This window comes from Pseudomonas sp. LAMO17WK12:I5 (assembly GCF_900215165.1).
Lineage (GTDB): Bacteria > Pseudomonadota > Gammaproteobacteria > Pseudomonadales > Pseudomonadaceae > Aquipseudomonas > Aquipseudomonas putida_A.
In genome coordinates this window covers 17885-29905 of record NZ_OBDS01000005.1, presented here as the reverse complement: position 1 = coordinate 29905, position 12021 = coordinate 17885, and the positions used below count along the sequence as shown (strand labels likewise).

At 61.2% G+C, this 12021-nt stretch carries 12 protein-coding genes; 10 read left to right on the top strand and 2 right to left on the bottom strand.

The features are described 5' to 3' along the window. Positions 1–274: 274 nt before the first annotated feature. The 5 genes from CRO59_RS09830 to yecR all read left to right on the top strand — a co-directional run bounded on the left by CRO59_RS09830 (position 275) and on the right by yecR (position 4723). Positions 275–1651: a cystathionine beta-synthase gene (locus CRO59_RS09830; protein ID WP_097087124.1), complete on the top strand. Its 1377-nt coding sequence runs from the start codon at positions 275–277 to the stop codon at positions 1649–1651. Continuing rightward, a complete protein-coding gene (locus tag CRO59_RS09825; protein ID WP_041062583.1) occupies positions 1648–2820 on the top strand; it encodes a cystathionine gamma-synthase in 1173 nt (390 codons plus the stop codon). Before CRO59_RS09830 ends, CRO59_RS09825 begins: the two co-directional genes overlap by 4 nt. 532 nt (positions 2821–3352) lie before the next feature. Beyond that, positions 3353–3883 carry a phage infection protein gene (locus CRO59_RS09820; RefSeq protein WP_256581061.1) on the top strand — a complete coding sequence of 177 codons (531 nt, stop codon included), beginning with the start codon at positions 3353–3355 and terminating at the stop codon, positions 3881–3883. Between the two features lie 184 nt (positions 3884–4067). Beyond that, positions 4068–4382 (top strand): hypothetical protein, encoded by a 315-nt coding sequence (locus tag CRO59_RS09815; protein ID WP_027613061.1) that lies wholly within the window; start codon positions 4068–4070, stop codon positions 4380–4382. A 32-nt stretch (positions 4383–4414) separates the two neighbouring features. Then, on the top strand, positions 4415–4723 hold the full coding sequence (gene yecR / locus CRO59_RS09810; RefSeq protein ID WP_027613060.1) for a YecR family lipoprotein: 309 nt from the start codon (positions 4415–4417) through the stop codon (positions 4721–4723). 1 nt (position 4724) lies between these two features. On the opposite strand, the gene CRO59_RS09805 is transcribed toward yecR, so the two are convergent. Beyond that, positions 4725–6350 carry a hybrid sensor histidine kinase/response regulator gene (locus CRO59_RS09805; protein WP_097087122.1) on the bottom strand — a complete coding sequence of 542 codons (1626 nt, stop codon included), beginning with the start codon at positions 6348–6350 and terminating at the stop codon, positions 4725–4727. A 113-nt stretch (positions 6351–6463) separates the two neighbouring features. Here CRO59_RS09805 and CRO59_RS09800 point away from each other — a divergent pair, with 113 nt between their 5' ends. Together CRO59_RS09800 and CRO59_RS09795 are read left to right on the top strand one after the other, a co-directional pair. Next, positions 6464–7078 carry a response regulator transcription factor gene (locus CRO59_RS09800; RefSeq protein WP_097087120.1) on the top strand — a complete coding sequence of 205 codons (615 nt, stop codon included), beginning with the start codon at positions 6464–6466 and terminating at the stop codon, positions 7076–7078. Positions 7079–7132: 54 nt separating this feature from the next. Next, entirely contained in the window at positions 7133–7327 is a 195-nt protein-coding gene (locus CRO59_RS09795) for a PLD nuclease N-terminal domain-containing protein (RefSeq protein WP_027613057.1), read from the top strand. 83 nt (positions 7328–7410) lie between these two features. On the opposite strand, the gene CRO59_RS09790 is transcribed toward CRO59_RS09795, so the two are convergent. Beyond that, positions 7411–8409, bottom strand: coding sequence for a bile acid:sodium symporter family protein (locus CRO59_RS09790; protein ID WP_097087118.1), 999 nt, complete (start codon positions 8407–8409; stop codon positions 7411–7413). Positions 8410–8493: 84 nt separating this feature from the next. On the opposite strand from CRO59_RS09790, the gene CRO59_RS09785 reads away from it, so the two are divergent. The 3 genes from CRO59_RS09785 to CRO59_RS09775 all read left to right on the top strand — a co-directional run bounded on the left by CRO59_RS09785 (position 8494) and on the right by CRO59_RS09775 (position 11848). After that, a complete protein-coding gene (locus tag CRO59_RS09785) occupies positions 8494–9282 on the top strand; it encodes a helix-turn-helix domain-containing protein (protein ID WP_027613055.1) in 789 nt (262 codons plus the stop codon). A 139-nt stretch (positions 9283–9421) separates the two neighbouring features. Beyond that, positions 9422–11134 (top strand): amidase, encoded by a 1713-nt coding sequence (locus CRO59_RS09780; protein ID WP_097087480.1) that lies wholly within the window; start codon positions 9422–9424, stop codon positions 11132–11134. Positions 11135–11359: 225 nt separating this feature from the next. Beyond that, on the top strand, positions 11360–11848 hold the full coding sequence (locus CRO59_RS09775) for a hypothetical protein (protein WP_097087116.1): 489 nt from the start codon (positions 11360–11362) through the stop codon (positions 11846–11848). Positions 11849–12021 lie beyond the last annotated feature (173 nt).

Sequence of the window (12021 nt, the reverse complement as noted above, 5' to 3'; positions counted from 1 at the left end):
TTTCCGCTGAAAACACGGTTTGCCCTGCAGGATATTCATCCGCAGATCAAGCTGCAGGCGAAGCTCACGACGCCCTTTCAATACTCGATGGCGCCTTGATGTAAACCCTCTGAAACCGGGCGCTTGCAGGCTGCGATTCTGTTCTATGGTTAGATCGAAATGGCTGGCGCAGCGGCGGGTTAAAGGTTGCGACGGATCATGTCTAAGCCTATGTTGCACGCGAGCTTTTCCCCGCGAATGGAACGCGATCAACACCACTACAAGAGGTGAAGAAATGTCAAAGGATTCACGCCCTGCCGTACTTGGGCTGATCGGCAATACGCCGCTGGTACAAGTTACCCGCTTCGATACCGGCCTCTGCACACTGTTTCTCAAACTGGAATCACAAAACCCCGGCGGCTCGATCAAGGACCGCGTCGGTCTGGCGATGATTGATGCCGCTGAACGCGACGGGCGCCTGCAACCGGGTGGCACCATCGTCGAGGCCACCGCCGGCAACACCGGTCTGGGTCTGGCGCTGGTCGGCCGGGCCAAAGGCTACCGCGTGGTGCTGGTAGTCCCGGACAAGATGTCCACCGAGAAAGTCCTGCACTTGAAAGCCATGGGCGCCGAGGTGCACATCACCCGCTCCGACGTAGGCAAGGGCCACCCCGAGTATTACCAGGACGTGGCCGCACGCCTGGCCAAAGACATTCCCGGCGCGTTCTTCGCCGACCAGTTCAACAACCCCGCCAACCCGCTGGCACACGAGTGCAGCACCGCGCCGGAGATCTGGGCCCAGACCGAGCATGATCTGGATGCGATCGTGGTTGGCGTCGGTTCCGCCGGCACCCTGACCGGCCTGAGCCGTTTCTTCAAACGGGTACAACCGGATCTGCAAATGGTCCTCGCCGACCCGGTCGGTTCGGTGATGGCTCAGTACAGCCGCGACGGCACAATGCCAACGCCCGGGTCGTGGGCGGTGGAAGGCATCGGCGAAGATTTCATTCCGTCGATCACCGACCTCAGCAGCGTGCGTCACGCCTACTCGATCAGCGATGAAGAAAGCTTCGATCACGCCCGCCAGTTGCTCAAGGCCGAAGGCATTCTCGGGGGGTCGTCCACCGGCACCCTGCTCGCCGCCGCGCTGCGTTACTGCCGCGAACAGACCGAGCCGAAACGCGTGGTCAGCTTCGTCTGCGACACCGGCACGCGCTATCTGTCCAAGGTTTACAACGACCAGTGGATGACCGATCAAGGCCTGTTGCAGCGCAAACGTTACGGCGACCTGCGCGACCTGATCGCCCGGCGTTTCGAAGATGGCCGCGTGATCAGCGTCGGCCCCGACGACACCCTGCTGACCGCGTTTCAGCGCATGCGCCTGGCGGATGTCTCGCAGCTGCCGGTGCTGGTTGAAGGCAAACAACTGGTCGGCGTGATCGACGAATCCGACATCCTGCTGCCCGTGCACGAGGACGCCGCGCGCTTCAGTCAATCGGTGTCCAGCGTGATGACCGACAAACTGCAAACCCTCGCGCCCGGTGCCAACCTCGCCGAGCTGGAAGCGGTGCTCAGTCGCGGCCTCGTCGCGATCATTGCCGATGCTTCGGGCTTCCACGGCCTGATTACCCGCACCGACATGCTCAACCAATTACGGAGATCCCTCGCATGAGTCAGCACGACGATAAATCCCAAGGCTTCGCGACCCGGGTGATCCATGCCGGGCAGACGCCTGACCCGACCACCGGTGCGCTGATGCCGCCGATCTACGCCAACTCGACGTACCTGCAAGACAGCCCCGGCGTGCACAAGGGCTTCGACTACGGGCGCTCGCACAACCCGACGCGTTTTGCCCTGGAGCGTTGCGTGGCGGATCTGGAAGGTGGCACCCGCGCCTTTGCTTTCGCTTCCGGGCTGGCGACGATTTCCACCGTGCTCGAACTGATCGATGCCGGTTCGCACGTGATCTCCGGCAATGACCTGTACGGCGGCACGTTCCGCCTGTTCGACAAGGTCCGTCAGCGCAGTGCCGGGCATCGTTTCAGCTATGTCGATCTGACTGACCTGGCGGCGTTCGAAGCGGCGCTGCAGGATGACACCCGCCTGGTCATTGTCGAGTCGCCGACCAACCCGCTGCTGAGCCTCTCGGATCTGGCCGCGATTGCGCGCATCTGCCGCGCACGCGGGATCATCAGCGTTGCCGACAACACCTTCGCCAGCCCCTATATCCAGCGCCCGCTGGAGCTGGGTTTCGACATCGTGCTGCACTCGACCACCAAGTACCTGAACGGTCACTCCGACGTGATCGGTGGTATCGCGGTGGTTGGGCAGAATGCCGAACTGGCGGACAAACTCGGCTTCCTGCAGAACGCCGTCGGCGCGATTTCCGGGCCGTTCGACGCGTTCCTGACCTTGCGCGGGGTCAAGACCCTGGCGCTGCGCATGGAGCGTCACTGCAGCAACGCGCTGGAACTGGCCAAGTGGCTGGAGCAGCAACCGCAGGTCAAACGTGTCTACTACCCGGGCCTGCCATCGCACCCGCAGCATGAGTTGGCAAAACGGCAGATGCATGGTTTTGGCGGGATGATCTCGGTGGATCTGAACAGTGATCTGGAGGGCGCACGGCGCTTTCTGGAAAACGTGAAGATCTTTGCCCTGGCCGAGAGCCTGGGCGGCGTTGAAAGCCTGATCGAGCATCCGGCGATCATGACTCACGCGACCATTCCCGCTGAAACCCGCGCCAAACTGGGGATCGGCGATGGCCTGGTGCGTCTGTCGGTGGGGGTCGAAGATCTCGAAGACCTGCGCGCCGATCTGGCGTACGCGCTGACCAAAATCTGATCCTGCAACAACGACAAAGCCCGCAGCAATGCGGGCTTTGGTGTTCGAGTAGGCGGCCAGTGCTGGTCTCTGGCTTACAAGGTTTATCGGGCCTCTCACAGTACAAAAGCAACCATGGAAAAAGAGCGGTGCTTTGCTGCCTCACACGGCATAAGGGCTGGATCTCAGCGCGGAGATCTTTCTAACCGTGTACCCTTCGGAACGCGCCCCACGTCCCCTTGCTATCCGCTTGCGCATCAGTCTGCGTCTTCGCCTACACCTTTGAGGCTAGCAAAAGCCATCGCGTCCCGGGCGGTGTTTTTAGACTGATTTCCTTCAAGCGCCCCTGCGCAAGGAAGTTAACCGACTATCGCTTGCATGTTGTCGCACCTGCGCCTGCATTTTGCCGATCTATACTTTTCAGTTCGCTAACGCGGTTTCATGCAAAAACGTCGACACCCGTGCGCCCATCGAGCGCGCCCGTGCCAATCGCCAATCTGGTCAACCCCGGGCCAACGGAATGCTGTGTGGCTGATGGGTCGTGGAGAAAATCATGAAACACACGCTTTTGTCAGGCGCCATTCTTGCGGTCGCGGCGACCGTGATGTTGCCAACGGTTTGGGCTGCGCAGCCGCAGGCGGTGGCCTCTGATGGTTCGGATCATGTCGGAGCCGCTGCAGTGGCGTCCGATGGCTCTGATCATGTCGGTGCTGGCGCAGTGGCTTCCGATGGTTCCGATCACGTCGGCGCTGGTGCAGTCGCCTCGGACGGTTCCGATCATGTCGGCGCTGGAGCAGTCGCCTCGGACGGTTCCGATCATGTCGGCGCTGGTGCAGTCGCCTCGGACGGTTCCGATCATGTCGGCGCTGGTGCAGTCGCCTCGGATGGTTCCGATCACGTCGGGGCTGGCGCAGTAGCCTCCGATGGCTCCGATCACGTCGGCGCAGGCGCACTGGCTTCCGACGGCACCGACAAGGTCGGCGCCAATCGCTATGCCTACTCACGCGTCGGTGTCGGTTCTGATCGCGTCGCTTCGGCGCTGATGACCGGCAGCTATTCCGACCAGTTCAACTCACCTCAGTAATCGGTGCGGGGCGACCCGTTGGGTCGCCTCTCCCACTGCGGCACTAGCACATTTGTGCTAATCGACCGCCCCGCCACCCGGCGTTATATTCCCTCGCAACCCCCGATGCTCCCCAACATTGCCGCTGTGCAGTGCGCGGGATCGTCGTGCCTGGAAATCAGAACAACACCAAGGAAGAAACACCATGAAACTGCATTCCAACCTCTGCAAAGTGGCAATCGTCAGCGCCTTGTTGCTTGGCGCCAGCGGCTGCCAGACCGCCAAACCTACCGAAGCCAGCATGAAAGAACGGGCCCAGACGGTCATCGGTAAACCGGTGTCGAAAATCGACAACATCCGCAGCGACAGCACCCTCACCTACTACACCGCCTACACCCCCGCCGGCGAGTACAACTGCGAGTTGCCCAGCGGCGCGATTATCGCCGTGGCGAGCATGGGCATCATGACCCCGCCGCTGTCGTGCCTGCCCAAAGGCGCCTCACCGATTCCGTTCCAGTAATCCCTCCTCCCGCTAAAGGACTACGTTCCATCATGAAAATCCTGATCGCAACTCTCACTCTCACCGCCCTCGCTCTGACAGGCTGCGCCACGCCCAAACAATGGGAAGCCACCGGTGGCAGCAAGAACGACGGCGTGGTTCAGGTCTCCTATGAACTGGGCCAGTTCGAAAGCGGCCAGACCAACGCCGCGCAAGGCCTGACTGTGGCGATGGAGCGCTGCAAGACCTGGGGTTACAAGAACGCCGAGGTGACCGGTTCCGAGAAGAACATCTGCCGCACCATGGGCCAGTTCAACTGCCTGCAAACCACCATCACTCAGGACTACCTCTGCAAGCGTTGAGTCAAACCTGCTCGGCCGGCTCGATTTGCCGGTCGCGCAGGCTGCGCAAGGTCGCGCGCAGCTCGGCCGGGCGTACCGGTTTGGACAGGATGGCAATTTGGCGGTCGTGCAAGGCCGCCTGTATTTTTTCCATGTCATGCCCGGTGATGATCATCGCCGGCACCGCAAAACCACGCTGGCGCCGCACCTCGTCAATGCACTCGATGCCCGTGGAATGTGGACCCAGATCGTAATCGGCGACGATGATGTCGCAATCGGTGACCAGCCCCTGCCCGCTCAATTCGCCTTGCACCACGCAGCCCCAGCGCTCGAGCAGCGCCGAGGTCGCCAGCAAGACGTTGCGATCATCCTCCACCAGACACACCTTCAGCCCGGTCAACAGGCCGGCCTGCCGCACATCGTCACGCATGACCGGCAACTGCGGCGCCACGGCCACCGGCAAGCCATACAGGGAGACCGCCGTGCCGCGCCCAAGCTGCGAGCGCAAGGCCACATCGACGCCGATCAACTGCCCCAGACGCTTGACGATCGACAGCCCGAGGCCGACGCCTTCCACGTCCTTGTCGCGCACCTGACGCACCCGATAAAACTCCTCGAAGACCTTCGGCAGATGCTCCTCGGCAATGCCGTTGCCACGGTCATAAATCACGATGGCCAGCCCGCTGCCACGCTTGCGCACGCCGATCAGTACCGGGCGTTGCGCGCCGTATTTGAAGCAATTGGAAAGCACGTTCTGCACCATGGTCGCGAGCAACGCCGGATCGCTCTCTACCCAGTGCTGGCACGGACGCAGGCGCAATTCCACACCGGCCCAGCGCGCCGCCTCGGCGTTCTGGCGGATCAGGTCGGCCAGCCACTCGCCGAGATTGAACACCTGCAGCCTCGGCAGAATGCGCCCGTTGTCGAGGGTGTAGAGGTCAAGAATCGAACGGAACAACTGCGAGACGTTGAGCAACGAACGGTCGATGTTGTCGACCAGTTGCCGCTCCTGCTCGCCCAGACGCGATTCACGCAGGCACGCGGTGAACAGACCGATGGAGTGAATCGGCTGGCGCAGATCATGGCTGGCCTGGGCGAGAAACCGCGACTTTTCCAGATTGGCCGCGACCGCCTCTTCGGAGGCCTTGCGCGTGCGCTCCAGCAGCAAGTGCGCGTAGAACGGAATCACCGTGCTGGTGAGCATCAACATCAGCACCATGTACGGCTGCGCCTGCCACACCGGCGTCAACCGATAGACCGCCAGCAACGCCAGCAGCGCCAACCCCGTGGCAATCGCCAGATAGCGCGAGCCATAGCGCATGCCGTTGCCCAGGTTGACCCAGATGATCACCGCGTAAAGCGGCAACGCCGCTTCACCGCCGAGCACCAGGCCGAAACAGGTGCCGGTGTAATCGTGGATCATCGCGAATATTCGTCGCGCCGGGTAATGCCCCGGCCAGCGCGCGATGGCCTGGCGCAGGACAATCGACGCCAGCAGAAACAGCGAGATGTAGACCACCACCGGCAGATAGGTATCGAAGCGCTGCCCCGGCAAAACACCGAGCGCGCAGATGTAAACCATGGCAATGCTGGCGATGATGATCCGCAGATTGGCCTGATCCAGCTCGGTGTTTTTCTCGAACTTCATGGGCAACGTCCTTGTGCGACAGTCGTCAGATTCAGCAGCGGCCGGCAGGCAATCTGCGCTTGCGGTGCTAAGGTGCATGCCGTAAACCACGCTGATCCAGGGAGGGTCACGTCATGACATGCCGCATCATCATAGCCGACGATCACCCGTTGTTTCGCGAAGCCATGCGGCGCACCGTGCAGCGTTTGTTGCCCGAGGCGGCTATCGAGGAGGCCGGCGACCTCGACGCCGTGCTGGCCTTGCTGCCCGACGGCAGCGAGCCGGACACACTGATTCTCGACCTGCGCTTCCCCGGCCTGACCTGCATCAGCCAACTCGCCGAACTGCGCCGAAAACTGCCGCGCACCACGCTGATCGTGGTGTCGATGGTCGACGACGAGGCATTGATCGGCGAAGTGATGGCGGCCGGCATCGACGGTTTCATCGGCAAGAACATCGCCCCGGATGAGATCGGCGAGGCGATTCTGGCGATCCGCGAAGGCGAAGTGCTGGTCAGGTACGCGCCTTCCGGGCTGCTGCCGCTGGAGACCGGCACCGCCCTCACCCCGCGTCAGCAGGATGTGTTACGGCTGATCGCCCAAGGCAAGACCAACAAGGAGATCGCCCGGGAACTGGATATCTCGCCGTTCACCGTGCGCATCCACGTGTCGTCGCTGTTGCGAACGCTCAATGTGCCGTCGCGGGCAGCCGCTGCGGTGAAGTATTCGGGAGGCAGCGGCACAATTTAAATGAACCCTGCGCGCTTGGACTCACCTAACTGAAAGACCATCAGGAGGTAGCCCATGCAAATTGAACCCGTCTGGATCGTACTCGCCGTCGTTCTTGTGATCGTTGAATTGTGGGCGATCAACCGCGTGCGCAAGAGCGCAGGCAAAGGCAGCAACAAAGGCGTGTGGATTATCGCCATCGTGTTCGTGCCGTTGTTTGGCCTGATTGCCTGGGCACTGGCCGGCCCGAAACACGTGACTCAGGACTGAAGGATTCTTGCGCTGTAATGCTCTGCGCGGTCAACTGTGGGAGCGAGCCTGCTCGCGATGGCTGACCGCCGGGCATCACTGCATTATGGATCAACCTGCGCCATCAGCTCCGGCACCGATTCCGGACGCTTGGCATAGCGCTGCGCCAACACCGCGCAGACCATCAATTGAATCTGATGGAACAGCATCAGCGGCAGAATCAACACACCAATCGTGCTGCCGGCAAACAACACCTGCGCCATCGGCACGCCGGTGGCCAGGCTCTTTTTCGAGCCGCAGAACAGAATGGTGATGCGGTCTTCCTGGCTGAAACCGAACGCCTTGCCCAGCAAGGTCGATGCCAACAGCACCAGCGCCAGCAGAATGCAGCAGACCACCACCAGCCCCAGCAGATCGACTACCGGAATCTGATGCCAGATACCTTCGTTGACCGCCTCGCTGAACGCGCCGTACACCACCAGCAGAATCGAGCCCTGATCGACAAACTTCAGCCAGTTCTTGTTGCGCCCCACCCACGCGCCGATCCAGCGCCGAGCGATCTGCCCGGCGATAAACGGCAGCAGAAGTTGCACGCTGATTTTCAGGATCGCATCCAGGGTCGAGCCACCGTCGCCGTGCACGTTCAGCAGCAGCGTCACCAGTAATGGCGTGAGGAAGATCCCGAACAGGCTCGACGCCGCTGCACTGCAGATCGCCGCCGGGATATTGCCTCGTGCCAGCGAGGTGAAGGCAATTGCCGACTGCACGGTGGCCGGCAACGCGCAGAGATACAGCATGCCCATGTACAGCTTGTCGCCAATCAGTGGCGACAACAGTGGTTTTAGCGCCAGCCCGAGCAGCGGGAACAGCACAAAGGTCAGGCCGAACACCAACAGGTGCAGGCGCCAGTGGCCGGCACCAGCGATGATTGATTCACGCGACAGTTTGGCGCCGTGGAGGAAGAACAGCAGCGCGATGGCAATGTTGGTCAGCCAGCCAAACCCCACCGCGACCTGCCCGCTGGCCGGCAGGAAACTGGCCAGCAGCACGACGCTGATCAGGGTCAGGGTGAAGTTGTCGGGCAGGAATCTTGGGCGGGTCATGGTTTGCTCATCCGGGGGTTGCCAGTACGTGATTGCGACTCTAACGTGAGTGGGAATTACCGACTAACGCCGAAGAGCCAACAGATGCCGCCTAAAGGACATGAGAAAAGCTTCCGGCGCAGCATTCCCGGGCTGCCCAGCCTGCCCCGTGCGCTGTACGGGCGCACCGAATCGCTGCCCAATCGCGCACTGACCCGGCGTCACAGCCACCCGTGGGTGCAATTGTCGTACGCGATTCAGGGCGTGCTCGAAGTGCAGACCGGCGCCGGGCGTTTCGTCGCGCCACCCGAGCGCGCGGTGTGGATTCCGGCGGGCGTGCCGCACCGAGTGTTCAGCTCGCCGCACACCGAAATGCGCAGCCTGTACATCGACTGCAGCGTGGCCGGCTGGGCGCTGGAGCGCTGTCATGTGTTGGGCGTCAGCGACCTGCTGCGCGAACTGATCCGCGCGTTCAGTCTGGTCCCGGTGGAATATGACGAGGGTGGCGCACATGGTCGGTTGGCCCAGGTGATCCTCGATCAACTGGCCGAGGCGCCGCAGATCGACCTGATGCTGCCACTGCCCCAGGACAGCCGCCTGCGACAGATCTATCAAAGCCTGGAGCAACATCCGGAACAGCAGACCACACTGCAGCACTGGAGCGAAAAATTCGGTGTCACCGAAAAAACCCTCAGCCGCCTGTTTTTACGCGACACCGGCCTGACCTTCCGCGCCTGGCGCCAGCGCTTGCGATTGCTCGGCGCACTGACCCCGCTGGAACGTGGCGAACGCGTCACCGACGTGGCTCTGGCCTGCGGTTATGACTCGACCTCGGCGTTCATCGCAGCCTTCCGCCAACAGTTTGGCGAGACACCGGGGGAATTTTTTCGCTGAGTTTTGTCGATATTTATCGAATTAGCACATGCCATTCGGCAAAGTTCAGGGTAGAGTTTCGCCCATCGGTAATTCTTCACACGTTTCGACGATAACCATAATGACCCACCCCTTTAGCGAACCTGTCGGCGGTAACAGCATGATCGAAGTCACTGAAGTCTCCATTGCTCAATTACGCGCGGCGCTCGAAGCCGGCCAGACCACCGCGGTTGAACTGGTGCAGGCCTATCTGGCCCGGATCGACGCCTACGACGGCCCGAACACCGCCACCGCACTGAATGCCGTGGTGGTGCGCAATCCCGAAGCAATGGCCGAAGCCCGGGCGTCCGACGCGCGACGGGCCAAGGGCGAAATCCTCGGCCCGCTCGACGGCATCCCCTACACCGCCAAGGACAGCTATCTGGTCAAGGGGCTGACCGCCGCCTCGGGCAGCCCGGCCTTCGCCGATCTGGTGGCGCATCGCGACGCCTTCACCATCGAACGCCTGCGTGCCGCCGGGGCGATCTGCCTGGGCAAGACCAACATGCCGCCGATGGCCAATGGCGGCATGCAGCGTGGCGTCTATGGCCGGGCCGAAAGCCCGTATAACGCTGCTTATCTGACTGCGCCGTTTGCTTCCGGCTCGTCCAACGGTGCCGGCACCGCGACCGCGGCGAGCTTCTCGGCGTTCGGTCTGGCGGAAGAAACCTGGTCGAGCGGTCGCGGCCCGGCATCGAACAACGGTTTGTGCGCCTACACGCCATCGCGCGGAGTAATTTCGGTGCGCGGCAACTGGCCGCTGACGCCGACCATGGACGTGGTGGTGCCGTACGCCCGGACCATGGCCGATCTGCTTGAAGTGCTCGACGTTGTGGTCGCCGAAGACCCCGACACCCGTGGCGATCTGTGGCGCCTGCAGCCGTGGGTGCCGATCCCGAGCGTTGCCTCGGTACGCCCGGCGTCCTACGCCGAACTGGCAGTGAAACCCAATGCACTGGCCGGTAAACGCCTCGGTGTGCCGAAGATGTACATCAATGCCGACCCCGAAGCCGGCACCAGCGAAGCCCCAGGCATCGGCGGCCCGACCGGGCAGCGGATCAACACCCGCGCTTCGGTGATCGACCTGTGGAACCAGGCCCGCACCGCGCTGGAAGCGGCCGGCGCCGAAGTCATCGAAGTGGATTTTCCGCTGGTTTCCAACTGCGAAGGCGACCGCCCCGGCGCGCCGACCGTGTTCAATCGCGGCATCGTCTCCAAGGAATTCCTGCACCACGAACTGTGGGATCTGTCGGCCTGGGCCTTCGATGATTTCCTGCGCGCCAACGACGATCCGAAGCTCAATCGCCTGGCCGATGTCGACGGGCCGAAAATCTTCCCGCACGACCCGGGTACCCTGCCCAACCGTGAAGGCGATCTGGCCGCCGGCATGGACGAATACGTGCGCATGGCCCAACGCGGCATCACCCCGTGGGACCAGATCCCGACCCTGCCCGATGGCCTGCGCGGTCTGGAAAAGACCCGCAAGCTTGATCTGGAAGACTGGATGGATACGCTGAAACTCGACGCGGTGCTGTTCCCGACCAACGCCGACGTCGGCCCGGCAGATGCCGATATCAATCCGGAATCGGCAGACATCGCCTGGAGCAATGGCGTCTGGGTCGCCAATGGCAATCTGGCGATCCGGCATCTCGGTGTGCCGACTGTCACCGTACCGATGGGGATCATGGCCGACATCGGCATGCCGGTTGGTCTGACTTTCGCCGGTCGTGCTTACGATGACTCGAATCTGTTGCGTCTGGCCTCGGCGTTTGAGGCTACCGGATCGAAGCGTCAGGTGCCGCCGCGTACTCCGCCGTTGGCTGCCCGCAAGTAACAAGGTGGGTTGGATTGAGGCTCGAAAGGGTCTCAATCCGCTTTCGGCGGCCTTGCCCTGTCACTCATCTCTGCATCAATACAACCCTGCCAACACACTCTCCCATAACTGGCAACTGACAGTTCTGACAGTAGCGGTCGAACAGGACGGCGAGTAACGTTCTCGCTCGACAGACTTTCCATTTGGAAAATCCCTGAAACCGTTCAGCACTGAAGGAACGCAACCATGAGCAATGCCAATCTGTTTAAACAACTTGGCGTCGATGAAAACTTGAAGCCATTACTCATAAAAGTAGAAAAACAACCCGTTGGCAAATACTACAAGGCCGAATTCAATCCTGATTTTCCGCCCATTCCGAGTTTCAGGCCGGAGCTGTTTATTTATGCATCCTTGGTTCCCGGATCAGTCAGCATCATCGGCCGATATCACGAAGCAGACGTTTTTTACCAGATTACTATCATCATTGATCAGAAGCTCGAAAGTGGCACATATCCAATTAAGAAAGGTGACGAAAGCCCTGTGCGTGCCAGCGTCATTGCTTCTGGAGGGATCATTTCGAGTGACAACGGCGAAATCAAACTTAAGCGAGACGACAAAAACAAATCAATATACGCAGAGTTTGATTTCCAAATAGAGTCCGGTGGCACGCCGCACAAAGTAAAAGGCAGATTAGAACTGCTGGCGTCGGGTCCTCTTGACAAACCTGCACAATAAAAAAGTCAGTCGCAATGACATATTAATGCCAAACGGGTAGGTGCCTGCCCGCAGTGTTTGGCAGCTCTGCCTTCCAAATCAACTCGCACTGAAATTTCTCTCGTATAAACGCATCAATGCCGCTTGCCATTGCAAAGATGCCTGCCGCAAAAACGCCAGACACTTCGTTTTTA